The sequence below is a fragment of the Actinomadura sp. 6N118 genome, from assembly GCF_044326415.1.
In the GTDB taxonomy this organism is placed as follows: Bacteria; Actinomycetota; Actinomycetes; order Streptosporangiales; family Streptosporangiaceae; genus Spirillospora.
On the sequence record NZ_JBIRAZ010000034.1, the window covers coordinates 58,888 to 82,994 of the forward strand.

A 24,107-nucleotide genomic window follows, 5' to 3' on the forward strand; every position below is an offset into this window, starting at 1 on the left:
GGCGGCCGGCGCACGATCTAGATGGACCGCCTACGGGCCCACATCAGGAATCCGCCGGTCAGGAAGGCGGCTCCGCCTGCCAGGGCGATGATCGGCAGGATGGGGGTGCCGCCGTCGTCCGCAGTGGACGTCTTCGCGGACCGGTTGCCGAAGTTGTACGTGGTGGCCGCGCCGTTGGCGGTCTTGCCGCCGCTGGTGCTGGAGCCGCCACGGACCGCCGACCCGGAGGTGGGCAGCGCCACATACGGGAAGTTCGGCTCGAACTTCACGTCGTTGGCGTTCACGGCGTCGCCGAGCTCGTTCTTCATACCGATGAGCTCGCCCTCGGCGACCTGCAACGAGATGTCGAGCGTGTCGTCGGCTAGACGACGGCCGTTCGGGTATCCGGCGGTGTCACCGCCGATCACCCCAAGCGGGTTGGGGCTGGCGGTCGGCGGGATCGACGTGTTGAGGCGCATCAGCTCGGCCTCCCGCACGTTCGGCGGCTGGTTGAGCTTGGGCACCCCCGTCAGGAAGACCTGCACCAGGTCGTTGCGCGGCGTGGTCGGAATGGGCAGCTTGTAGACCTCGTTGAGACGCCGCGGCAGCTCCGGGTCGGTGACGTTCGGCTTGAACTGCGCGTCGTTCCAGGGCACGGACGCGTTGTACTTGTCCTTGTCCTTGATCGGGTTGATGACCTCGTTGAAGAGCGGGTTGCCCAGGCGCGAGACCTGCGTGAAGCCGCCCGCCGCGTTCCGGCGCTGGACCGCGGAGTAGACCCCGATGATCGGCTGGCCGGGCTTGATGAGCGCGGAGGTCGGAACCTGCAGCGCCACGGACTGCACGTTGTAGCCCTTCAGCGTGTCGTTGCCGACCTCCTTCAGGTTGCCGCCGTAGAAGCGGTTGAACACCCGGAGGTCCAGGAAGAACGGGTCGTCCGCCTGTCCCGCGAACGTCTTGACGCCGCTCGGCAGCTGCTTGATCGCCTGCTGCCGCAACGTGCGGTAGTCGGGCATCGACGCGTCTCCGACGCGCGACGGCGCCACCGGCACGTCGGTGGCCAGGGTCCGCGTACCGACGACCGTGCCTCCGCTGCGCTGGATGAGGGTGAGGTCGTAGGTCTGGCGGTAGTTGAGCGTCGCGTCGTTGAAGCTGCGGACGATTCCGGTGTTGTAGAGGAACGTGTCCTTGCTGCGGTAGCTCTCCTTGAACGTGAATCGGTAGGTGAACTCGGGCAGCGAGTCGCCGTCGTTGTCGACGTTGATCTCGTACCGTCCGTCCGGGTTGAACTTGTAGAAGTTAGGCCCACCGGCGGGCTCTTCGAACGGCCAGAAGTTCGCCACCAACGTGGTGGTGTTCGGCTGGTCGGGGCTCACGAACGCGTACACGTCCGTGTTGTCGTACTCCGGCTGCCCCGAGATCAAGGGAGCCTCTCGGTGACTCGACGCGGTGGCCTGTATGGGTGCCAGGCTCACCGAGCCTCCGGCGATCAGTGCCGCCCCCGTGGCGAGCACCCCGACGGTCCGTGACCGTCTGGAGAGGCGTTTCGGCATGGTGTGTCCCTTCTGCCCGCGAGACCGCGAGCTCCGTCGCACCTGCCTCCTATTCGCCGCTCCCCCTCTCCCGGATTGCCCTGACTTTTCCCGAACGTCGAATTCCCAGGCCGAGACCCCTCCCCCAGGCCCCTGCCGGCACCTCCCTCACACCCCCGATGAACGACCCAATCCCCAGGTCAGAGGCCCGGTGAGGAGGGCCGCCAATCGATTCGCGCAGTGTCCGCAGTGCCTGCTAATGTTCTTCCTGTCGCAACGAGCTCCGGCCACGCCCGGGGTCTTGATCGACAGGCGCCGTTAGCTCAATTGGCAGAGCAGCGGACTCTTAATCCGCGGGTTCGGGGTTCAAGTCCCTGACGGCGCACCCGTGCATCCTGACCAGGGCGTTCTTCCATCTGAAGAACGCCCTTCGTCGTGTCCGGGCGGGTGTGGGAAAGACGATCGGCCATGGAACGCCACCGCCGCAGGCCACGAGGCTCAAGCTCGCCATCCAAGCTGCGGCTTCAGCCGACGCGTTGTCCCTCATGGTTGACGGCGACTACCTCGATGCCGTTGGCAGTGAATGCCGCGATGACGGAGGAGTCGGCTTCGTGGTCGGTGACGAGGGTCCATTTGCGTGGGAGCCGTGCCCAGGCGTGGAAAGGTTGGCGGATCAGCTTGGCGGCGTGCGCCAGAACGTAGACGTGTTCGGCGCGACGTGCCATCAGTTCTTTGAGGCGGGTCTGCTGTAGGTCTGCCTCACAGATCCCGCCGTCGGGGGAGACTCCGTCGGCGCCGAGGAAGGCGCGGTCGAAGGTCAGCTTTTCAAGGGCCGCTTCGGCCAGTGGTCCGACCAGTCCGTGGCTGAGGTGCCGCAGGGTGCCGCCGAGGCACTCCACGTGCACAGCGTCCACGTCGGCGAGCTCGTTGAGGGCGGTCAGTCCGGTGGTCGCAACGGTGAGCGCGCTCGCTGACCGCAGTTCGTGGGCGAGCGCTCCCATCGTTGATCCGGCGTCCAGCAAGACAGTTTCGCCGGGGCGGATCTGTGATGCGGCCCAACGGGCAATGCCTCGCTTTGCCTCGAACGCCTCACCGATCCGTTGACGCAGTGACGCCTCCGGATGCGCGTTGGGTGCGATGGCACCGCCGAATGTACGGGTGAGTCGGCCTTGGGACGTCAACATGGCGAGGTCACGACGGATGGTCGAGGCCGTCACCTGGAACGTTTCGGCCAACTCCTCCACGGTGGTCAGCCCTGTTGTGGTGGCCCGCCGGACGATCTCCTCACGTCGAGCTCGCGACTTAGACGATGTCATTGCCATCCCGATTCCTTCTATGCCACCTGGACCATGTCACGCCGTGGGGGTCAGCGCCAACCGGGCTGCCTGCCGGAGGGCCTCGATCATGCTGCCCGCCTCGGCGGCCCCCGTACCGGCGATGTCGAACGCGGTGCCGTGATCAACGGAGGTCCGGATCACGGGCAGCCCCACGGTGATGTTCACGCCCGTTTCGATACCCAGAATCTTGACTGGCCCATGTCCCTGGTCGTGGTACATGGCCACGACAAGATCGTAGTCACCCCGGCCCGCGACGAAGAATGCGGTGTCGGCCGGGATCGGGCCGCGGGCGTCGATGCCGTCCGCGCGCAGGAGGGCGATCGCCGGGGCGATCTTTTCTTCCTCCTCGCCATATCCGAACAGCCCGTTCTCGCCCGCATGCGGGTTGATCCCGCACACCCCGATCCGGGGATTGGCAATGCCGGATCGGGTCATTGCCTCGTGTCCGCGGCGGATCGTGCGTTCCACCAGACCGGGCTCGATCATCTTGACGGCATCGATCAAGCCAATATGAGTCGTTACGTGGATGACGCTGACCTTGGGGGTGGCCAGCATCATCGAGACTTCGTCGGTGCCGGTCAGGTGTGCCAGGAGTTCCGTATGTCCGGGGTAGATGTGCCCTGCGGCGTGCAGCGCCTCCTTGTTCAGGGGGGCCGTACAGATGCCCTGCGCCTCGCCCTTCTTAGCCAGCTCGCTTGCCACCCGAACGTACTGGTACGCCGCTTCGCCGGCGACTGCCGACAGATGGCCCCACTGCAGGTCGGCCGGTAGCAGTTCGAGGTCGATGACGTTGATACGCCCAGGCTCGAACCTCGCCTCAGCGATGGTTTCGACTGGCTCGACATCCACGTGGATGCCGAGGATCGCAGCGGCCGCCCGTAGGCGCGCGGCGTCGCCAACGACGATGGGACGGCACAGGCCGGCCAGTTCCGGTGACACCAGCGCGCCGACGATCACTTCGGGGCCGATACCCGCGCCGTCGCCCATGGTCACGGCGATGACTGGTGCCGGCAGCGCACCCGGCTCGTTGGCCAGGGCACGCTGGGGGGCGGGGGCGACGCTGCTCATGGCAGAACCTCTCGTTGGGCCGGCACCAGATCCGGTTTGGGACATGGGGGTGCGGTTCAGGGTGTGCACGATGTCGAGCAGGGAGTCGGCGTTCCCAAAGCTGCCGGCCTTGGTGACGACGGAGCGGCCGTCCGGGGTGACGCTGTGGACGGCGCCCGGGTGGATTTGCCCGATCGGGGTCAGCGTGTCGACGCCGATCGCGTCGAGGACCCGGCGAGCGGTCTCGCCGCCGGTCAGTACGAGTGCCACCGGCGGGCCGGTCTGCGGGCTGACGCGGAGCGCTTCGGCGACGACGTCCGCGAGGTGTCGTGCGACGGCATCGGGTGCGGTGCGGCGGTCGCGTGCGGTGCGGCGGTCGCCGGGCGGGTCGAGCGTGACCACGCAAGGCCCGTTGCCGATCGCGGTGCGGATCCGGTCCGCGGCGGCTGACCGGTGGCCCCTGTGCTGGAGGGCCTCGGCGACGAGTCCTACCTGATGTAGTCCAGCGGCGACCAGCCGGCGTGATTGCTCGACGGCCACGGGCTCGGCCGTTCCGACGACGACCAGGACTGGGCGCGGCCCGTGCGGAGGAGCCTCTCTGGCGGGTGGGCCGGTGCGGGCGACCGGGGCGAGTGAGCGGGCCACCGCGGCGGCGAGTCCACCCGAGCCGACGACGCGAACTGACGGAAGGGTCAGGGCCGCTGCGGCGACGAGGTCGAGGTCACTGTCGGTCTCGGCATCGCAGACGGCCACCGCGTTCGCGGCGACGATCGACTGCAGTACCGCCGGGAGCCCGGGCGCCCGGACAGTGTCGAGGCTGACCAGCCGGGTCGGCGTCGGGGCCAGGGCCGCGGTCAATGACTCCGGCGGATCGCCGGGTTCCATCCGCCAGGCGTCGGTGTGGCTCAGCGGTACTCCGGCCAGCCGAACGACACCGTCGACGACGACACGAGCGGCGCCCGGGAGCGCGGCGGCGACAACGACGGGAGCGCGGTCCGCGCGCAGCGCGTGGACGATCGCTTGTGGACTGCCGCGAAGCAGTGAGTCGATCTTCGCCAGCACGCGGGAGGGACGGTGCCGGACGACCGCCGAGCGAACGCGGTCGGCCACCTGTTCGGCGGCTCGGTGCCGGCAGTCCAGGTCGACCACCAAGGCTCCGGGCGACGAGTCGCGGCCGTCATCGATCAGCAATGGCGGTGTAACCGTCGCGGCGCTTGGCATCAGGCGCAGGATGATGCGCGTTTCGAGCAACATGAGGGCGGCGGCCACCTCACCCGCGCCCGTCAGATCATCTGCAAGAGCCAACAGCCCATCGCTGTCCGGCCCCTCCATGACACCTCCATATTCGACGTCAGAGCCAAGAACCCGGCCTCAGGTGGCGGGCGTAGAGAAGGCCGCCGGGTGTGGTTGCTGCCGCCATAGGATCGCACACCTGCGCGACCTGCGCTAGAGCTATTGCGCGTAGTGCGCAGGCATGCCAGAGTGACGTGTCTAACAGCCAGTTAATGAGACCGACACATCTGAGCCATCCCCCCTCCCCCCGCGATGCGGACACGCAAAGAAATCGAGGGCTTACGATGAACGATCAACCATCCTCGCCTGAGCTGTCGCGTCGTACCCTGCTTCGCGGGTTCGGCTTGGCGGGCGGCCTGGCCGCCTTCGGCGGCACGCTGGCGGCCTGCTCGAGTCCGACCGGTGCCGGTGGTACCGGCGCCGCCGGCGGCAAAACCCTCACCTTGACCCTGAACCGCTCGTTGGTGAGCCTCGACAACAAACTGAACCAGTTCGATGCCGCCGTGACCGTGCAGCGGGCTGTGCGGCAGGCCCTGACCCGCATCGACGAGAACCTCACCCCGCAGCTGGTGCTGGCTGAGAAGTTCGAGATGACGGCGCCCACCACGTGGACCGTCAAGCTACGCGCGGGAGTCACCTACTCCGACGGCACGCCTGTGAAGATCGAAGACGTGACCACCGCGCTGCAGATGTACCAGAAGGTCAATGGCTCGTTCCTGGCCACGTTCTTCCCCGAGTGGCCGAAGGTGGTGCCGGTCGACGAGGCCACCTTCACCTTGCAGACAACGCGACCGATCGTCGCGCTGGACTATCTGATGGCGAACATCCTCATCACGCCGTCCGCCGCGAACAAGGCCGAGGAGTTGCAGGGCGGGGTCGGCACCGGCCCCTACGTCGTCACCGCCGCGAATCGGGGGACCGGCGAGTACACACTGAAGAAGAACCCGAAGTACTGGGGTACCGCCGGGCACGTGGACACCATCAAGGTCAAGTTCATGCCGGAGGAAGCCAGCCGGGTCACCGCGCTGCGCAGCGGTCAGGTCGACGTCATCGACTCGATCTCCCCGGACGCGGTGAAGCAGCTCAGCGGCCGGTCCGACATCAAGGTGGAGACCGTCGACGGCACCCGGATCAGCCAGCTTTTCTACAACTTCCGCAAGCCGAAGTCCCACCCTCTTGCCAATCCGCAGGTGCGACAGGCCTTGTCCTATGCCATCAATGGCCAAGCGCTGATCAACAACATCCTGGGTGGGGTGGTCACGGCCGCAGAAGGCCCGGTCCCGCTGACCCTGGCGGGTGCCGTGAAGACCGGCGCGTACGTGCACGACCCGGCCAAGGCCAGGCAGATGCTCGACAGCCTCGGGGTGAGAAACCTCGCCGTGAAGATCATCTGGGAGAACGGTGAGTTCGCGAACGACGCCTCGGTCATGGAAGCGGTCGCTCAGATGCTCGGTGACGTCGGCGTCAAGGCGACCCTTCAGCAGTTCGAACCCGGCGGCGACATCCTGAAGTGGCGGCAGGGGCGGGCCGGCGACTGGGACATCCTGGGCAACGGCTACCCCGGGACGACGGGCCTGGCGTCCACCATGCTGCAGGGCATGTACGCGGGCACCGCCGCGAAGGAGGCCACCCGGGACAGCTACCACGGCTATGTCATCCCGGAGATCACCGATGGTTTGGTGAAGGCGCAGGCAGAGGTCGACAAGACCGCCCGGGAGAAGCTGCTGGCCGACACGCAGAAGGCCATCTGGGATACCTGGCCCTGCCTGTGGGCGTTCGTTCCGAAGGCTGTCATCGCCCGCCGCACGCGGGTCGAGGGGATCACCCTGACCCCGGCCAACAACTACGACATCTCGAACGTGCGGTTGGGGGCCTGAGCCGTGCTCGGCTACCTCGCCAGGCGGGTCGTGCAGAGCGCCCTGACCGTGTTCGTGACGGTCTCCGGGGTCTTCTTCCTGATCCGCCTGGCGCCCGGCGACCCGGCCGCCGCGCTGTCCAGCCCGATGGCCACGTCGGCGGAACTGGCCGAGGTCCGCGCCCATTTCGGCTTGGACCAGTCGCTGCCCGCCCAGTACTGGATCTTCGTCAAGGGGCTGGCCGGCGGGGACCTGGGAACCTCGTACTCGTTCCAAAGCCCGGCGCTGGACGTCGTCCTGAGCCGCCTGCCGTACACGATCACCCTGGCGGTCGCGGCGATCCTGCTCACCACGGTCATCGCCGTTCCACTCGGCGCCTGGATGGCGCGCCACGCGGGCACCGCCCGCGAGTTCGGCGCCAACGTCGCCACCATCACCGCGCAATCCATGCCGGACTTCTGGACCGGCATCATGCTTCTGACGGTCTTCGCCGTCCTGATACCCGTGCTGCCGGCCGCCGGTTTCGCCGGCTGGGATGGCATGGTCCTGCCCACGATCACGGTGGCGACTCTGCAGATCGCGCTCATCTCTCGCATGGTGCGCCGCGAGATGGTGGCGAACCTGAACGCTCCGTATCTGGTCGTCGCACGGGCACGCGGGCTGTCCACCCCCGCACTCACCTGGCGGTACGCGATGCGCAACTCAGCCATCCCGGTTTTGACCGCGTTGGGCACCCGGTTCGCAGCCATGCTCAACGGGGTCGTGGTCGTGGAGGTCGTCTTCGCCTGGCCCGGGGTCGGCTCACTCGTGGTACGGGCGTTGGAGACCCGTGACTATCCGCTGATCACCGCGACTGTCATGGTCACCGCCGCCCTGGCCATCCTCGTCCAGCTTCTCGTCGACCTGACCTACCCCTTGCTCGATCCGCGGGTCCGCCTGGGGAAGGGAGCCACGTCGTGAGCACCTCCGTCAGCTTCACTGCGGAGCCCGAACCACGCCCCGCCACCGAGCGGCCGAGCATGGTGACCGCGAAGCAGCTCAAAAGGGCGACCGCGACCCGCCAACGCCGCAGCGCGCACGCCAAGATGTGGATCGGTGCCACCTGCGCTCTGCTGGTCATCCTGCCGGTGGCGCTGGCCAACGTCCTGCCGCTTCCCGGACCGGACGACCAGCAGCTCACCGCGCGGCTGCTGCCGCCGTTCACCGATGGGCATCTGCTCGGCACCGACCAAGTCGGCCGGGACCTGCTCTCCCGGATCCTGCACGGCGGCCAGGTCTCCCTGACGGTCGGCGTGCTCGCCGTCGTCGTCTCGGGGATCATCGGGATCATCGCCGGATCGGCAGCCGGCTATTTCGGCGGCTGGGTCGACTCGGCCGTCTCCCGCGTGCTCGAGGCCCAGCTTTCGCTCCCGCTGCTGATGATGCTGCTGCTCGTGGTCGCCCTGTTCGGCTCGTCGGTTCCGGTGACCACCTTCGTCATCGCGATCGCCCAGTGGCCCGAGGTGGCCCGGGTGACCCGATCGCTGGTGCTGGTCGAGCGGGAGAAGCCCTACATCGCCGCGGCGCGGGTACTCGGGCTTCACCGGGTCGGCATTCTCGTCCGGCACATCATGCCGAACATCATCAAGCAGGCGACGGTGGTCGTCCTGCTCCTGCTGGCCCAGGCCGTGCTGCTGGAGAGCGCGCTGAGCTATCTGGGAGCCGGTCCCCAGCGGCCGTTCGCGACCTGGGGCCGAATCATCGCCGACGGCCAGGACTACATCACGACCGCCTGGTGGCTGGTGACCATGCCAGGCCTGGTGATCGCGTTGCTCGTCGTCGGAGTGAACCTCTTCGGCGACGGGCTTCGGGACCGGGTACGTCGCCGGAAGGGGGCGTGAGGCATGGTGGCCACGACCGGTGCGCCATTGCTGTTGGTCGAGGACCTGCAGATCGAACTCATCACCGAGGCGGGTGTGATCCGCACCGTCGACGGCATCAGCTTCGCCATCCACCAGGGCGAGACGGTGACGATCATCGGCGAGTCCGGCTCGGGTAAGTCGACCACGGCGATGGGCATCCTGCGGCTGCTCCCGGCCGGCCTCGCCGTACTCTCGGGCAGCGTCCAGTTCGAGGGCGTTGACGTGGTCGCCCAGCCCCAGGCCATCGAGAAGATCCGCGGCCGTCGCGTCTCGCTCATTCCGCAGGACCCGATGACCGCGCTCAGCCCCGTGCACAAGATCGGCCGCCAGCTCGTGGAGGCGGTCCGGCTCCGGCGTCCCGAGCTGTCCCGGGCCGCGGCGGCGGACCGTGCCGTCCATCTGCTGGAACAGGTCCGGATACCCGACCCTGCGCGGCAGCTGTCTCGTTACCCGCACCAATTGTCCGGCGGCATGCTGCAACGGGTGATCATCGCAATGGCGCTCGCCGGCGAGCCCGTACTCCTGGTGGCGGACGAACCCACCTCCGCCCTGGACGTCACCGTCCAGGCCGGAATCCTGGACCTGCTGCTTGATCTGCAGCAGACCACCGGCGTGGGCATCCTCATGATCACCCACGACCTCGGGGTGGCCCGGCTCGTCTCTGATCGGGTGTACGTCATGCGGGACGGCCGGTTCGTCGAGTCGGGCGAGGTTGAGCAGGTCGTCGAGCATCCCCGCGACGACTACACGAGTGCCCTGCTGGCAGCGGTGCCCATTCTGGGGGCTTGGGACGAAGATCCGGGCACCGCGCCCGACCCGCCGCCGCCGGATCCCCATTCGACCCCGACAGCGATGCAGACGGGAGAACCTCGATGAACCCTCCCTTCCTCGAGGTCGACGGACTCACGGTCGACTATCCCGTCCCTCATGGCACGTTCCGCGCCGTCGACAACGTCAGCTTCGCCGTCGAACGCGGGGAAACGCTCGGAATCGTCGGTGAGTCCGGTTGCGGCAAGTCCACTGTCGCCCGCTCCATCGTGCGGCTGCTCACACCCACCGCCGGGCGGATCCTGCTCGACGGTACGGACATCGCACGGCTGAAGGAGCGGCGGCTGCGGCCGCTTCGCTCGAAGATCCAGATGGTTTTCCAGGATCCGTACGGATCGCTTGACCCGCACCTGTCCGCACAGGACATCGTCGCCGAGCCGCTTCGGCTGCGCGGCGTGAGCTCACGGAAGGAACGGGAGGCGGAGGCCGCCCGGCTGATCGATATGGTCGGCCTGCCGCGAAGCGCCCTGCACCGCCGACCGGCCGAATTCTCCGGCGGGCAGCGGCAGCGGATTTGCATCGCCCGTGCCCTTGCCAGCCGGCCTGAAGTACTGGTGTGCGACGAGGCGACCAGCGCCCTGGACGTCTCGGTCCAGGCGCAGGTGCTGGAGCTGCTCCGCCAGATCCAGGCCGAGACGCGACTGACCTACCTGATCATCTCGCACAACCTCGGAGTGGTCCGGCAGCTCAGCCGGACCATAGTGGTGATGAGCGAAGGAAAGATCGTCGAGAGCGGTCCGACCAGCGACGTCCTTGCCTCGCCCCGTACATCGGTCACCCGCGCGTTGCGGCGGGCCGCGCTCGATCCGACGAGGATGCGCGGCCGGAAACCCCGCACCATGGATCAGACCGCGGACGAGACCGCGGATCAGACCGCGGATCAGACCGCCACCAGCCCATCGTCGGCGATCGCCGCCGGCGGTGTCGATCCGCAGACCGTCACGGGAGCGACATGATGAATCCTCTCTCCCTGGCGGGCATCGATGTTCCGTTGTCCCGGCTCGTACTGGGCACGATGACCTTCGGCGACACCGTGGACGCATCGGGCGCGGCCCACCTGCTCGATCTGGCCCTGGAGGCCGGGGTGACCGGCGTGGACACCGCGAACGTGTACGCCAATGGCGTCACTGAGGAGATCGTCGGTGGCCTGCTCGCCGGCCGGCGCGACCGGATCGTTCTGGCGACGAAGGCGGGCATGCCACACCCCGACCATGGGGACCACGCCCCGCTTTCGGCGGCGGGTCTGCGGGCCGGCCTCGAAGGCAGCCTCAGGCGGCTGAAGGTGGAGCATGTCGACCTGTTCTACCTGCACCAGCCGGACCGGCGCACACCGCTACGCGAAACCCTGGCCACCGTGGCGGACCTGGCCACCGAGGGAAAGATCCGGGCCTTGGGCGTGTCCAACTTCGCCGCCTGGCAGATCGTGGAGGTCAACCACGTCGCTGAGGAGGTAGGGGCGCCTCGACCCGTCATCGCCCAACAGCTGTACAACCTCCTCGCCCGCAGGCTGGAAGAGGAGTACCGGGAGTTCGCCCGTACCAGCGGGCTGGTAACGATGGTTTACAACCCGCTCGCCGGTGGCCTGCTCACCGGCCGGCATCAGCTCAGCGAAACCCCGAGCACCGGGCGGTTCGGCGACTCCATGCTCGCCGGCATGTACCGGCAGCGGTACTGGGCCCCCGAGCTCTTCGAGGCGACCACCGAACTCGCCCGGATCGCCGACGCATCCGGCATCGACCTGGTGCAACTGTCCCTGCGCTGGCTGCTCGGACGCGAAGAAGTGGACGCGCTGCTACTCGGCGCCTCCCGAGATGAGCACCTACGCGCCAACCTCGCAGCCGCCCAGGCAGGCTCGCTCCCCCGCGACGTGCTCGACGCCTGCGACGCCGTCGGTGCGCGCTTGCGCGGCCCGATGCCCCCCTACAACCGGTGAACGCGGAGCCTCTAGTGACCCCTCACGAATTCGCCGCCCGTATCAGGGCACGGGAAAAGACCGTCGGCTACTGGGTGACCCTCGACTCCCCTGCCGCCACCGAGCGGCTCGCCCGCCTCGGCTACGACTACGTGTGTCTGGATGGCCAGCACGGACTCCTCGACTACGCCGGACTGCTCGCCGGACTGACCGCGATCGACGCCGGCGGCGTCTCCGTCGGCTTGGTCAGGGTCCAGGCAAACGACCCGGCCCAGATCGGCCGGGCGCTCGACGCCGGCGCCACCGGGGTGATCGTTCCACTCATCGATAACGCCGCACAGGCGGCTGAAGCGGTTGCCGCCACGCGCTATCCACCCGCCGGACGGCGATCCTACGGCCCGATGCGCTCGAGCCTGAGGATCGGACCGAAGCCGGCCGATGCCGACGCCACCACCCTCGTCTTCGCAATGATCGAAACCATTGACGGCCTGGAGAACGTCGAGAGGATCTGCCGTACCCCTGGCCTGGACGGCATCTACGTCGGCCCGTCCGACCTCTGCCTCGCGGTAGGGGGCGCCTACCCCAACGATCCCGCCGTGGCCGACGTGTTCGAGGACGCACTGCGGCGGATCCAGCAGGCAGCTGCGGCAGCGGGTGTCGCTGCCGGCATCCACGTCCCGGACGGGGAGAGCGCTGCCAAGCGGCTCGCCGAAGGGTACGCCTTCGTCAGCATCGCCTCCGATCTGGTCCACCTGGAACAGGTCGCGCGCGGCCATCTCGGCGCTGTCCGCTCCCGCGGACAGCAACAGTGACCACGCCAGCTCAGGAGGAGGTCGTGAACGCCGTGAACGTACCGGTTGCCGCCACCAACGGGCGCCTACCCACCGATGGTGTGATCCGAGGCCTGACCGGCCATGCCGGCCGGGCGGACGCCTACCTGCCCGCCCCAGCCGCGCAAAACCACTCAGCCAACCTCATGCAGCTGGCCGACGGGGACATCGGTTGCGTCTGGTTCGGCGGCACCCAGGAAGGCGTGGCCGACATCTCGATCTGGATGTCCCGGCTGCGAGCCGGCTCCGACACCTGGTCTACGCCGGTCCGCCTCTCTGAAGACCCGACCCGCTCCGAGCAAAACCCCGTCCTGTTCCCCACACCGACCGGTGAGCTCTGGCTGCTGCACACCGCACAGCACGCGGGCAATCAAGACACCTCCGAGGTCCGCTACCGAGTCTCCATTGACGACGGCGAGACGTGGTCACCAACCCGAACACTGCTCCCGGTCACCGCCGCAGGGGGCGTCTTCGTTCGCCAACCGGTCGAGATTCTGGACTCCGGACGATGGCTGCTGCCGGTGTTCCACTGCGTCCGTACCCCCGGGCGCAGGTGGGTCGGTGACCATGACACCAGCGCGGTGATGGTCTCCGACGACCAGGGACGCACCTGGCGGGAAGTCCCAGTACCCGACAGCACCGGATGCGTCCACATGAACATCCATCTGGTGGGCGACGGTTCCCTGCTGGCCTTGTTTCGCAGCCGTTGGGCGGACTTCGTGTACCAGAGCCGGTCCTATGACGACGGTGACACCTGGACCAAACCAGTTCCCACAGAGCTGCCGAACAACAACTCATCGATCCAGTACACCCCCACCGTCGATGGCCGGCTGGCTCTGGTCTACAACCACAGCAGCGCCTCCAATGCCACCGACCGACGAATCTCCCTCTACGACGAGATCGACGACGACGGCCTCGTCCAGGACGACGGCCTCGTCCAGGACGACGGCCTCGTCCACCAGGCCGGGGATCCTCCTGCCACGGATCCGCAACCGGCGCAGGAGGGCCGCAGTGCCTTTTGGGGAGCCCCCCGTGCGCCGTTGTCCCTCGCGCTGTCCAGCGACGGCGGGACCACCTGGCCGGTTCGCCGTGACCTGGAAATCGGCGACGGCTATTGCTTGACGAACAATTCCCGCGACGGCCTTAACCGCGAACTTTCCTACCCGGCCATCATCCAGACCGCGGATGGCACACTGCACATCGCTTTCACCTATTTCCGGCAAGCCATCAAGTACATCCGGCTCCGGCCCGCGTAGTTTGACCAACCTGCCTCTGCGGCCAACACCAACGACGCCAACGACGCCAACTATCGGGGTCGGCGTGGCCGTCTTTCGCTTCACTCCAACGAATCAGCACCGGAGGAAGAAAGTGAAAACGAGAATCGGGTCTCTGCTGTTGGCCACCGTACTGGTGATGTCCACCGCGGGATTCACCATGCCGTCCAAGCTGCCTGCGGTCCAGCAGCTCAGCACGACCGTTCCGGTCTACGACCCCATGGCGGGAATCGGCATGGGAATCAACGGGCTGTTCGAGCGGACCATCGCCGGAACGGACCGCACCGCCAAGATGTATGTCCCCAAAGGCGCGCACCTGGGCGCATACATGGTCGTGACGAACGTGCCGGACGGCGAAGAGACCGTCAGGTGGCTCGTCGACAGCGGCTGGATCAAGCTCGCCGACAGGGAGAAGTTCCTGTTGTACGTATTCGAACCGGGGCCGTCCGGTTCGTGGGGTACCGCCGCCCAGGAGCAGGCATACATCGAAACCGCGTACGGCAACATCAGCGTCAACAGCCCCGAAGGCCGGGGTACGTGGTACCTGCCACCGGAAAGCTACTACGTGGTCGGCTACGACACCGCCGGGTCGGTGCTGCAAAAGGTGGTCATGAAAGACCCCACGCTGGTCGCCGCGGCGACTTTCGTCAACGCCAGCGACATCGACGGCGACTTTCTCACCAGAATGGACAGCAGCTACCACCCCACCCCCGACTGGAACGGCAAGCTCGTCGCGAGCAGCAGCGTCCCCCTTCCCGTGTGGATCATCTCCAAGGATGCGTCGCGCAACACAGCCCGCGTCATCGACTATTGGAAGGAGGCCAATCAGACCGGCAGCCGATCTAGCGGGTTCCAGGGTGGAAAGATCTACTACCAGAAGCATGGCACCCTGAACGGCTACGTCGCGGACAGTTCACGCACCGCAGTGGCGGTCCGCGAGAAGAAGAACCTCCGTAATGACACCGTCTCGAGTGAGAAAATCTACGAAGACTTCCTCTCGCTCTACACCCGCTACGGCGGCAATGTCGGCGGCAACACCGTCGGCAGCCGCCCGGACTACAAGAAGCTCGGCGTCCAATTCAAGACGCTGGTGCTTGACGGCCGCCTGCGTGAATACATGGTCTACGTGCCGCGGAAGGCAAAGGAGGCCGCAAAGCGGGGTAAGGACGTCCCGGTCGTGTTCTCGCTCCACGGTTCCGGTATGACGATGTACGCGATGTTCGACTACTCGCGCTGGTGGGAGGTGGCGGACGAGGAAGGCTTCATCCTCGTGGTCCCCACCGGACTCAACACGACAAACCGGACCGGATGGAACACCAGCGCAACCAGCACCGACATGAGCTATATCCCTCTGCTGCTGGACGAGGTGAAAGCGGAGTACAACGTCGACGCGAGCCGGATCTACCTCGGCGGGCAGTCCAACGGCAGCATGATGACCCAGGCGATCGGCAGGAACCTCGCGCTGTCCAAGAACTTCGCCGCTCTCGGCTCCACATCTGGCGGCGGCACCTCGACCGACTACTCAGGAGAGGTACTTCCGTTCTTCCTCCTGTTCGGCGAGTTCGACTTCTGGCCCTACCAGCTCTCCACCCCGACGGTCGGCAACAGCATGACCTACTGGATCAACCGGAACGATGCACTCGGGACGGCGACGACCCCCGCGTCGGAAGAGACGAACGGCCGCTACCTCATCTACAAGTGGAACAACGCCGATGGCGTGAACGTGGCGCGCTACGGCGTCACGAAGGGTCGTGGCCACAGCATCATCCCAGAGGAGATGAGACTGCTCTGGAACTGGTACGAGCTTTGGAAGAAGGCTCCTGACGGGAGTAACACCTACGTAGGGCGGTAGGATGCCGAAAGCCAAATCGACGACCGTCGCCGCCAAACACGCCGTCGTAACCGGAGCGAGTTCAGGTATTGGCCTCGCGGTGGCACATCGGTTGCTCAACGAGGGCTGGCATGTCACGGGAACAACTCGAGGCCAGCCACCGAGCACCATCCACCCGCCCGCCCAAACCGGCGGATCCGCCAGCTCCAGACTGTCCTGGCTGTGCGTAGACCTCAGCGACGTGGAAGCCGTCGGTCAGGCCCTCGCGACGGTGACCGGCGACATCGACGCCATCATCCACTCCGCAGGACTTCAGCGCACCGCAAAGCTTGGTGCGCTGAACATGGCAGACGGCGAAGCGATGTGGCAGGTGAACGTCGCCGCGGCTAGCTACGTCGTCAACGCGTTAAGCGGACAACTCGTGGATGGCGGCCGAATCGTTCTGCTCGGCAGCCGGACGATGCAGGGAGCCGCTGGCAAGAGCCACTACGCCGCCACAAAGGCCGCACTGCTTGGGCTATGCCGGTCGTGGGCCATCGAATTGCTACCCCGCGCGGTCACCGTGAACGTCGTCGCGCCAGGCCCGACCGATACCCCCATGCTGAAAGACCCGGCCCGGTCCGATATACCGCCCAAGACGCCTCCACTGGGCCGGCTCATCCGCCCGGACGAGGTAGCTGGCCTGGTCTCGTTCCTCCTCGGCCCCGACGCCGGCGCGATCACAGGCCAGCACCTCATGATGTGTGGCGGGGCCTCGCTGGCCCTGCCATAGGTGACCGTGTCCGAGCGGTTCCCACGCTTGATCCGGCTACCCAGCCCCGCAGGGGCCGGAACTGCGCGAACTGCGTCTCGATCGGCTGGTGAAGACTGGCGCAAGCCGAACGGGTGGGGTCGTCGGCCATGGGGTTTCAGTCGTGCTGTTCGGTATTCAGCAGTGCCAGGGCGTTGTGGATGCCCTGTTCGAGGAGTTGGTCGGCGAGGTGTCGGTCGGTCAGGGCGCGGGAGAGTTGCAGGGTCCCGGCCAGCATGCCGAGGAGGCTGAGTGCTGTCAGGCGTGCTGAGGGTGGGTCGTGGGGTGCCAGGCGGGCGGCGAAGTCGTCGATGAGGGTCAGCGCGCCGTCGGTGTAGGCCTGCCTGGTGGTGTCTGTGGAACGTGCGATCTCCTCGAGCAGGGCGGCGTTGGGGCAGCCGTCCTCGATGTTGTCGCGCTGCTGGGGGGAGAAGTACCAGCGCACGATCTGCTCAAGTCCGGCACGGCCGGGCGCCGCCTGCGCGACGATGTTGGCGTGCTGTGCGCGCATCTGGTCGGCGACCGCAGTGGCGACGAGTTCGTCCTTGGACGCGAAGTAGGCGTAAAAGGTGCCGCCGGTCAGCCCCGCGTCCTTCATCAGCGTCGCAACTCCCGAGCCGTCCAGGCCGTCGCGCTTGAATCGACGGCCGGCCTTGTCGATGATCCGCTGCCTCGTCTCCTGCTTGTGTTCTTTCCCGTACCGCACCATGCGTTCCTCCATCGCAGCCGGCGGTAGCCCGGGGGGTTGCGCCCCGGGCTACCGCCCTGGCCAGGTCAGTGTGCCGCGCCGGCCAGCAGAGCAGCGACGTTGATCCTCCCAGTCTGCAGCTTGGGGTCGTGGGGTTCGGGGACCCCGCCGTTGGTGATGTACAGCCGGTCGCCGCGGACCGCGGTCGCCGACGGTGAGGCCAGGCCGTCCGTGCTGGTCAGGACAGGCTTGTAGGTGCCGTTGGGGTAGACCACCACGACCCTGTCGGGGCCGTTTTGGGAGGAGGAGCCGTTCTGCGCGACGAACACGACGTCGGACCAGGGGGTCAGGAAGCTGAGGTCGTCGATGTTGGGCAGGCCGCCGGTGACAAGGCGGATGGGTCCGGCCGTGCCGGTGCCGGTGACCGGGACCCGCAGCAGGGTTCCCTTGTTGAAGTTGCTGACCCACAGGGCGCCGTTGTGGAATCTGAGCCCGTTGGCGCCGATCGGCAGGGCTTGGGTCGGCACCGGTGCGAGCGCGGCGTCGGTCAGCCAGGGGGTCACCGTTCCGCCCGTGACCGGGACGGACCAGATGGTGGCCTGGAAGCTGTCGGCGATGTAGAGGGTGCGTCCGGCCGGGTCGATGGCCAGCCCATTGGGGCCCGCGCCAGCGGGCAGAGCGGCGATGCGCTGAGGGGTACCGCCCGGACGCAGGGCGTACACGCCGTTGCGGTCCGCGTCGCCCGGGGCGAACACGCTGTAGTAGACGGTGCCGTCATCGCCGCGGGTGTTGCCGCTGATCGCCTCGCCGATCTGCCCGGTGGCGAGCACCGTGCGGACTCCGGACGCGGTGATGTGCATCAGCTGCGGGGCATGGGTGCGCTGGCATACCGCGCAGCTGCCGAGCAGGGACAGGGTCACTGAGCCGTCGGGGTTGACGGTGATGTTCTCGGGGATCTCCCCGGCGGCGTAGTCGAACGTCGCCGCGGTCCGCACGTTGGTGACAACCGAGCCCCGATAGGAGTATCCCGTCCCTCCGGACACGGACACTGACGCCGACACCGACGGCGCCGCCCCCACGACGGCCGCCGCCGCGGTGACCGCCAACGCGATCGCGAGGTTCTTGTTCACAAAACGCCTGGCGCTCGATGCACTGCGCCGGGCCGTGTGCTGGTGTTGCTGCTGCATGACTCTCCTTTGGCAAATCAAACGAGTGATTGATAGGTGGACTTTCGGCGACATCGGAGATGCCGGGTACATCGCAGACATCCGAGTGGAATCGGCGCCCTTGAAAGTGGTCTCTGGGGGGCGATCGGCTTGGCGCTACGGACGCATTCCTTGACAGACCCCTAAACCCGTCGTGTGCGTCCGTTCAGCCGCCGTTGAGTGCTTCGTCCAGTGCGGTGGTTTGGGCCTGGAGGAAGGCCTGGGAGGCGGCGGTTTTCCCTTCGATGGAGTCGAAGGCGTGGTAGGCGCCGGGCACTACGTGCAAGGCGCAGGCGACGCCGGCCTGCTGCAATCGCCGGGCGTATGTGACGTCCTCGTCGTGGAACAGGTCGTTGGTGCCGACGCCGATCCATGCGGGCGGCAGACCGGAAAGGTCGTCGTAGCGGGCCGGCGCGGCCAGCGGTGACACGCCGCCGTCCGCGGTGGCGGGGCCGAGGTAGGCGCGCCAGCCGAACCGGTTGCTTTTCTGGCTCCATATGCGTAGCCGCCGCGGGTCGATGTCGCTGCGGGTGGTGGTCCGGTCGTCCAGCATCGGGTAGGACAGCAATTGCAGGACCGGACGGATCTCGCCGCGTTCCTTCGCCAGCAACAGCGCCGGCCCCGGATGCCGGGCCGACGCCGGCCGGAAGACGTGAACTGACACGTCTGCGTCCACGGAAACGACCTGCGCGTCCGGCCGCTGAGCGATCCCGGCGAGCTTGGTGGCGAGCCGGGCGGTGGGCAGCGTTCGGGAACTGATCACGGTGCGGGGCAGGAACCGCGCGGCCCGCAATTGCGGGTTGAAGGGTTGCTCAGACATCGTGTTCCTATCGGACGGGGAGCGACGTCGCTGGGTGTGCGTTTGTCGTGCCCAGGTGGTTTCGGACGGGTTCGGGTACGCGAAGGTGAGCGTCAGCTCGGCATCCGGTTGAATTTGCGGACGATGCGGTCGAAGATCCGGGCCGGAACGACGCGGTGTATCGCGCTGATGCGGGCGGCCGTCGAGCCGGCGGTGCGCCGCAGTTTCGGGTTCTTGTCGGTGGCCGCCGCGACGATCACCTTGGCCACGACGGCGGGATCGTCGCCGCCGCTGGTGTTTTTGGCCAGCACCTCGTCGAAGGTGCGCCGCCCGGACTCATAGAGCCGCAGTGGGGTGTCGGCCTGCACACTGTGGTCCCCGAAGGGAGTGTTGATCGGGCCGGGCTCGACGAGCAGGATCCGGACGCCGTGCTCGCGGACCTCGTGGTCCAGCGACCCCGAGTAGCCCTCAACGGCGTGCTTGGTCGAGACGTAGATGGCCATGAACGGGCTGGGGACGAACCCGCTGAGGGAGGAGACGTTGATGACGCGTCCGCGCCGTTGTGCGCGCATGTGCGGCAGGACCGCCTTGGTCATCCGCATCACGCCGTAGACGTTGATGTCGAAGACGTCGTGCGTCTGGGCGACGGAGAACTCCTCGGCCGCGCCGGTGGCGCCGACGCCGGCGTTGTTGACCAGGACGTCGATGTGCCCGAACCGGTCGATCACCTGCTTGACCACTGAGGCGACCGATTCGTCGCTGGTCACGTCGAGGTCGAGGTAGGTCACCCCGGCGAGCGCGGTGACCCGCGCGGTGTTGCGGCCGGTTCCGATCACCTCGAAACCCGCCGCGACGAACGCGCGGGCCGTCTCCTTGCCGATCCCCGATGAGGCACCCGTCACAAGCGCCACCGGCCGAGTTGTCGCCATCTCGAACTCCCTAGGTTTGAATTATGATCGTATGTCTTACGTTCGTACGACAATACGGTGGTGGTCGGTCGATGGCAAGGGGTCACGTCCAGCGATATGAGAAGTTCCGGGAAACGTGGGTCTGGTACGGGAAGGACCACGTGCGGATCTGCGCGCCGCCGCAGGCCACGTTGGGGTTGAGCTCGGGCCTCCATCCGCACGAGCCCGTCGTGCTCCCCCACGACGGGCTCGACGCTGCTGGAGCTGTCCGATCCGCAGCCGCCCGCGCCGCGGCCCCGAAACTGCCGGACTAACCGGCCTACCAGGAGATCATGGCGCTGTTCGCCGCGGCCGACGCGGCGCTGCGGGCGCGGCAGGTGTGCGAGGCGATGGACTTGAAGGTCGCGCCTAACAACATCAACAACACCCGCCTGAAGCTCAAGCGGCTGACCGAGCGCGGAATCCTGGTCGAGACCGAGCAGGGCTTCTTCACCCAGCCGCGGCCATAGCCGCCCGGCGACGCTGCGGCTGGCCCGCCTCCCCCTCCCGGAAGGGCGAAGCAGACATCAACTCACGTAACCCTCTCAGGGCTGCAACTGGGCGAAGAGCGTCGCCAGGTCGATGAGGCCCCAGTGCTCGGTGAGCTTCCCGTCGGCCACCTTGAACATGCGGAGCTCCAGCACCTTGATCGATCGGCCGGTGGCGGGAGTGCCGTTGAAGGGCCCGGTGTTCGTGCCGGTGAGGATGAAGGTGATCGCGAACCAATCGTCCTCGGCGACGACACGGACCGGGGTGGCGGCGAAGTCGGGGACCGCGTCGAGGAACGACGTCAGCACCGCGCGGTTCTCCTCGAGGCCGGTGGTGGTGCCGTCGGCGGCGTGGGAGCGGAAGTCCGGCGCGTACAGAGCGAACAGGGCGTCGAGGTCACGCAGGTTGACGCGCTTGACGTACTCATCGGCAAGCCGGTGCAAGTCGGCGGTGGTCGTTTGGGTTACGACGTTCGAGGAAGACATGTGCTTCTCCAATATGGATGGCCGGAGCGGCTCCGCCCCGGTGACGGACAGTGGAACTGGGTCGAACAGGCGCTTGGACGAGCAGGGTCTGGCACGTTTCCGGCCTGCGCGAGTGCGACCGCCCCTCCGAGCCCGGGACGCGACGGTCACGAGCGTCGTTTGTCAGGCAGCGTGGGTGGGGTAGTCGGTGTAGCCGGCCTCGCCGCCGCCGTAGAAGGTGGCGGGGTCGGGGGTGTTCAGCGGCGCGCCGGTGCGTACGCGCTCGACCAGGTCGGGGTTGGCGAGTGCCATCACGCCGACGGTGACGATGTCGGCCAGGCCGTCCTCGATGTCCTTGGCGCGAGTGGCGATGTCGGTGCCGGCCCGGTTGAGAACCAAGGTGTTCGGCCACAGCTTGCGGAGGGTGTGCAGGAGTTCGTCGTCGCCGCAGTTACCGATGTGCAGGTAGGCCAGGTTGAGCGGGGCGAGGGCGCGCACGAGTGCCGGATACAGCTCATGGGTGTCGCTCTCCGCGATGTCGTTGAACGGGTTGCCGGGAGAGATCCGCAAGCCGGTGCGACCGGCGCCGATCTCCTCGGCCACGGCGGTGGCGACCTCGACGGCGAAGCGGATGCGGTTGTCGATGGAACCGCCGTAGCGGTCGGTGCGCTGGTTGGTGTTGGTGGCGAGGAACTGATGCAGGAGGTAGCCGTTGGCGCCGTGGATCTCGACGCCGTCGGCGCCGGCCGCGATGGCGGCCGCGGCGGCGCGGCGGAAGTCGTCGACCGTGGCGGCGACCTCCTCGGTGGACAGTTCGCGAGGCTCCGGCATTTCCTGGAGGCCGGACGGGGTGAACATGGTGCCCGCCGGCTGGACCGGGGAAGGGGCGACTGGCTGCCGCTGGTGGGGGGTGTTGTCGGGGTGGGACATCCGTCCGACATGCATGAGCTGGATGACGATGCGTCCGTCGACGCCGTGCACGGCGTCGGTGACCTTGCGCCACCCGGCGACGTGCTCCTCGGAGTAGATGCCGGGGGTGAGCAGATAGCCCTGTCCGTCGGCGTTGGGCTGGGTGCCCTCGGTGATGATGAGGGCGTGGGAGGCGCGCTGGGCGTAGTACTCGGCGTTCAGCTCGGTGGGTATACCTTCCGGAGTGGACCGGTCCCGCGTCATGGGGGCCATCGCCAGCCGGTGCGGCAGGGAGATCTCCCCGGCGACGATCGGGTTCCACAGGGCGTTCAACATGGATGTTTCCTCAAATAAGGGCGAGAGAGAGCTGCGGGGTGGCGGGCTTGCCGTTGTCACAAAGGGACTCCTGCACCGGAGTCGGAGCGGCGGTCAGGCGCGGTAGCGATCGGCTTGGATCCGCTGCGACAGGTTCGGGACGAGCGCCTGACGTGCCTTCTCGAACGACTCCCAGTCGCTGATCTCCGGCAATGAGGGGATGGTGATGGGCTCCCCGGCATCGAGGCCGGCGAGCGCCGCGTCGACGGCGTCGTCCGCGCTCATGATCCACTCATCGGGGAACGCCGCCAGGTCGAGGCCGGAGCCGTCCCAGAACTCCGTGCGGACAGCGCCCGGCAGCACGGCCTGCACCGTGACGGGACTCTCGGCGAGTTCCTGCTGCAGGGCCTGGGTGAACGTCAGCACGTAGCTCTTGGTGCCGCTGTAGACGGCGCTGACGGGCAGGATGTTGAGAGCCAGGGCAGAGGAGATGTTCACCACGGTGCCGTGCCCGCGGGCCGTCAGGCCCGGCAGGACCGCGGTGGTCAATCTGGTCAGCGATGTCACGTTGAGGTTGATCAGTGCCTCGGAGGCCGCAGGGTCGGAGGCCGCCAGCGGGGTGAACAGCGACCCGCCGGCGTTGTTGATCAGCACCGCGATGCTCTCGTCGGTCCGTAGACGCTCCTCGACCACGGAGATCTGCGCTGCATCGGTGAGGTCGGCGGTGACGACGTCCACTGCGCGGCCCGTGCGGCTGCGGATGTCCGACGCCAGCGTTTCCAGCCGCGCGGTGTTCCGGGCCACCAGGATCAGGTCGTAGCCCCGGTCGGCAAGCCGCTGCGCGTAGGCGGTACCCAGGCCGGCGGACGCGCCGGTGACGACGGCGCTCTTGTTCTGCGTGGTCATGGGGGGATCTCATTTCTGGCTTGGCGGATGAGTGGGGCCAAAGCTTCGGCCTCGATTTAGATTACGATAGGTATCTAAAGATGGCCAGTCAACCGCCACACGATGCCGTCAGTCACCGTCCGCGGTCGGAGACTGCTCAAGGTGCATGCGGGCGCCGCGGCCGTACGGCACTTCGCCTACGATAGATGTGCTTTACTATCTAACGTGGGCAGGTGACTGATGAGTCGTGTTTCGCAAGCACAGGCGATCGAGAACCGCAGGCGCGCGGTCGCCGCGGCCTCCCAGCTCTTCCGGGAGCGCGGCGTGAACGGCATCAGCGTCGCCGATCTGATGAAGTCCATCGGGCTGACCACGGGCGGCTTCTACAAGCAGTTCCCCTCCAAGGAGGCCCTGATAGCCGAGGCGGCTCAAGCCGCTTTCGGGGACCTTGACCTACTCCTGGCGGAGTTCGACACGGCCCACGGCGATCACGACACCGCACGCGGCGCCCTCGTCGACTTCTACCTGTCGGCCGAGCACCGTGACCAGCCCGGCACCGGTTGTCCCACCGCGGGATTCGCAGGGGACATGGCTCGCGAGACCACAGCTGAAGAGGTGCGCGAAACGTACGTAGCCGGAGTCGAGGAATTCGCCGCGTGGCTGTCTACCGACGCCAACGACGGCCTTCCCATGGTGGCCACTCTGGTCGGCGCGATCCTGCTTGCCCGGGCCACAGCGGGCACAGAACTGTCGGAGAAGATCCTGGAATCGACCCACAAAGCCCTGAGCGCACCACACGGGCCCTGACCCGGAACCCTGGACACGGTTGAACCCGGCTCCGCTCTCGCAACGCGTGTCAGAGCAGGGGACGCTGCGCCTTCTTGGCTTCGGCGTAGCGGGAGTGGGCCTGTGCGGTGGATTCCAGAGTGGAGACCTCCGCGACCGGGACGTCCCACCAGGCCTCACTGCCGGGCGCCTGGACGAGCGGGTCCGTCT

23 protein-coding genes and 1 tRNA gene are annotated in these 24,107 nt (G+C 67.3%); 14 read left to right on the top strand and 10 right to left on the bottom strand.

The features are described from left to right. Positions 1-17: 17 nt before the first annotated feature. A complete protein-coding gene (locus ACH34W_RS50265; protein WP_395968387.1) occupies positions 18-1,532 on the bottom strand; it encodes a DUF4331 domain-containing protein in 1,515 nt (504 codons plus the stop codon). A 291-nt stretch (positions 1,533-1,823) separates the two neighbouring features. Between ACH34W_RS50265 and ACH34W_RS50270 the strand changes: the two genes are divergently transcribed. Further along, positions 1,824-1,896 (top strand) — tRNA-Lys (locus tag ACH34W_RS50270). A gap of 139 nt (positions 1,897-2,035) precedes the next feature. On the opposite strand, the gene ACH34W_RS50275 is transcribed toward ACH34W_RS50270, so the two are convergent. Next, entirely contained in the window at positions 2,036-2,827 is a 792-nt protein-coding gene (locus ACH34W_RS50275) for a DeoR/GlpR family DNA-binding transcription regulator (protein WP_395968388.1), read from the bottom strand. A gap of 36 nt (positions 2,828-2,863) precedes the next feature. Continuing rightward, positions 2,864-5,227, bottom strand: coding sequence for a 4-hydroxythreonine-4-phosphate dehydrogenase PdxA (pdxA, locus tag ACH34W_RS50280; protein ID WP_395968389.1), 2,364 nt, complete (start codon positions 5,225-5,227; stop codon positions 2,864-2,866). Positions 5,228-5,298: 71 nt separating this feature from the next. Here pdxA and ACH34W_RS50285 point away from each other — a divergent pair, with 71 nt between their 5' ends. The 10 genes from ACH34W_RS50285 (at position 5,299) to ACH34W_RS50330 (ending at position 16,392) form a co-directional block, all read left to right on the top strand. After that, a complete protein-coding gene (locus tag ACH34W_RS50285) occupies positions 5,299-7,065 on the top strand; it encodes an ABC transporter substrate-binding protein (RefSeq protein WP_395968390.1) in 1,767 nt (588 codons plus the stop codon). A 3-nt stretch (positions 7,066-7,068) separates the two neighbouring features. Further along, positions 7,069-8,004, top strand: coding sequence for an ABC transporter permease (locus ACH34W_RS50290; RefSeq protein WP_395968391.1), 936 nt, complete (start codon positions 7,069-7,071; stop codon positions 8,002-8,004). Beyond that, positions 8,001-8,924 carry an ABC transporter permease gene (locus tag ACH34W_RS50295; protein ID WP_395968392.1) on the top strand — a complete coding sequence of 308 codons (924 nt, stop codon included), beginning with the start codon at positions 8,001-8,003 and terminating at the stop codon, positions 8,922-8,924. The genes ACH34W_RS50290 and ACH34W_RS50295 overlap by 4 nt, the downstream gene beginning before the upstream one ends. Positions 8,925-8,927: 3 nt before the next feature. Further along, positions 8,928-9,821 carry an ABC transporter ATP-binding protein gene (locus tag ACH34W_RS50300; protein ID WP_395968393.1) on the top strand — a complete coding sequence of 298 codons (894 nt, stop codon included), beginning with the start codon at positions 8,928-8,930 and terminating at the stop codon, positions 9,819-9,821. Continuing rightward, a complete protein-coding gene (locus ACH34W_RS50305) occupies positions 9,818-10,729 on the top strand; it encodes an ATP-binding cassette domain-containing protein (protein WP_395968394.1) in 912 nt (303 codons plus the stop codon). The genes ACH34W_RS50300 and ACH34W_RS50305 overlap by 4 nt, the downstream gene beginning before the upstream one ends. Then, entirely contained in the window at positions 10,726-11,706 is a 981-nt protein-coding gene (locus ACH34W_RS50310) for an aldo/keto reductase (protein ID WP_395968395.1), read from the top strand. Before ACH34W_RS50305 ends, ACH34W_RS50310 begins: the two co-directional genes overlap by 4 nt. Before the next feature lie 74 nt (positions 11,707-11,780). After that, complete coding sequence (locus tag ACH34W_RS50315; protein ID WP_395968396.1) at positions 11,781-12,497, top strand: HpcH/HpaI aldolase/citrate lyase family protein; 717 nt, start codon at positions 11,781-11,783, stop codon at positions 12,495-12,497. A gap of 23 nt (positions 12,498-12,520) precedes the next feature. After that, positions 12,521-13,771, top strand: coding sequence for an exo-alpha-sialidase (locus ACH34W_RS50320; RefSeq protein ID WP_395968397.1), 1,251 nt, complete (start codon positions 12,521-12,523; stop codon positions 13,769-13,771). Positions 13,772-13,835: 64 nt separating this feature from the next. Beyond that, positions 13,836-15,641, top strand: coding sequence for an alpha/beta hydrolase family esterase (locus ACH34W_RS50325; protein ID WP_395968398.1), 1,806 nt, complete (start codon positions 13,836-13,838; stop codon positions 15,639-15,641). Between the two features lies 1 nt (position 15,642). Then, complete coding sequence (locus tag ACH34W_RS50330) at positions 15,643-16,392, top strand: SDR family NAD(P)-dependent oxidoreductase (protein ID WP_395968399.1); 750 nt, start codon at positions 15,643-15,645, stop codon at positions 16,390-16,392. Between the two features lie 136 nt (positions 16,393-16,528). On the opposite strand, the gene ACH34W_RS50335 is transcribed toward ACH34W_RS50330, so the two are convergent. The 4 genes from ACH34W_RS50335 to ACH34W_RS50350 all read right to left on the bottom strand — a co-directional run bounded on the left by ACH34W_RS50335 (position 16,529) and on the right by ACH34W_RS50350 (position 20,031). After that, positions 16,529-17,131: a TetR/AcrR family transcriptional regulator gene (locus ACH34W_RS50335; RefSeq protein WP_395968400.1), complete on the bottom strand. Its 603-nt coding sequence runs from the start codon at positions 17,129-17,131 to the stop codon at positions 16,529-16,531. 53 nt (positions 17,132-17,184) lie between these two features. Further along, the gene (locus ACH34W_RS50340) at positions 17,185-18,285 is read right to left on the bottom strand and encodes an SMP-30/gluconolactonase/LRE family protein (RefSeq protein ID WP_395968401.1); all 1,101 of its coding nucleotides are present in this window, start codon (positions 18,283-18,285) and stop codon (positions 17,185-17,187) included. Between the two features lie 184 nt (positions 18,286-18,469). Further along, positions 18,470-19,123: an alpha/beta hydrolase fold domain-containing protein gene (locus tag ACH34W_RS50345; RefSeq protein WP_395968402.1), complete on the bottom strand. Its 654-nt coding sequence runs from the start codon at positions 19,121-19,123 to the stop codon at positions 18,470-18,472. 92 nt (positions 19,124-19,215) lie between these two features. Beyond that, positions 19,216-20,031 (bottom strand): oxidoreductase, encoded by an 816-nt coding sequence (locus ACH34W_RS50350; RefSeq protein ID WP_395968403.1) that lies wholly within the window; start codon positions 20,029-20,031, stop codon positions 19,216-19,218. A 71-nt stretch (positions 20,032-20,102) separates the two neighbouring features. Here ACH34W_RS50350 and ACH34W_RS50355 point away from each other — a divergent pair, with 71 nt between their 5' ends. Together ACH34W_RS50355 and ACH34W_RS50360 are read left to right on the top strand one after the other, a co-directional pair. After that, positions 20,103-20,324, top strand: coding sequence for a hypothetical protein (locus ACH34W_RS50355; RefSeq protein ID WP_395968404.1), 222 nt, complete (start codon positions 20,103-20,105; stop codon positions 20,322-20,324). A gap of 18 nt (positions 20,325-20,342) precedes the next feature. After that, positions 20,343-20,519 (top strand): hypothetical protein, encoded by a 177-nt coding sequence (locus tag ACH34W_RS50360; RefSeq protein ID WP_395968405.1) that lies wholly within the window; start codon positions 20,343-20,345, stop codon positions 20,517-20,519. A 75-nt stretch (positions 20,520-20,594) separates the two neighbouring features. Here ACH34W_RS50360 and ACH34W_RS50365 read toward each other — a convergent pair whose 3' ends face one another. From ACH34W_RS50365 to ACH34W_RS50375, 3 genes are all read right to left on the bottom strand, one after another. Further along, the gene (locus ACH34W_RS50365; RefSeq protein ID WP_395968406.1) at positions 20,595-21,023 is read right to left on the bottom strand and encodes an ester cyclase; all 429 of its coding nucleotides are present in this window, start codon (positions 21,021-21,023) and stop codon (positions 20,595-20,597) included. 162 nt (positions 21,024-21,185) lie between these two features. After that, positions 21,186-22,247: an alkene reductase gene (locus ACH34W_RS50370; protein WP_395968407.1), complete on the bottom strand. Its 1,062-nt coding sequence runs from the start codon at positions 22,245-22,247 to the stop codon at positions 21,186-21,188. A gap of 93 nt (positions 22,248-22,340) precedes the next feature. After that, positions 22,341-23,132, bottom strand: coding sequence for an SDR family NAD(P)-dependent oxidoreductase (locus ACH34W_RS50375; protein ID WP_395968408.1), 792 nt, complete (start codon positions 23,130-23,132; stop codon positions 22,341-22,343). Positions 23,133-23,351: 219 nt separating this feature from the next. Here ACH34W_RS50375 and ACH34W_RS50380 point away from each other — a divergent pair, with 219 nt between their 5' ends. Next, positions 23,352-23,918 carry a TetR/AcrR family transcriptional regulator gene (locus ACH34W_RS50380; RefSeq protein WP_395968409.1) on the top strand — a complete coding sequence of 189 codons (567 nt, stop codon included), beginning with the start codon at positions 23,352-23,354 and terminating at the stop codon, positions 23,916-23,918. Positions 23,919-24,107: the final 189 nt, after the last annotated feature.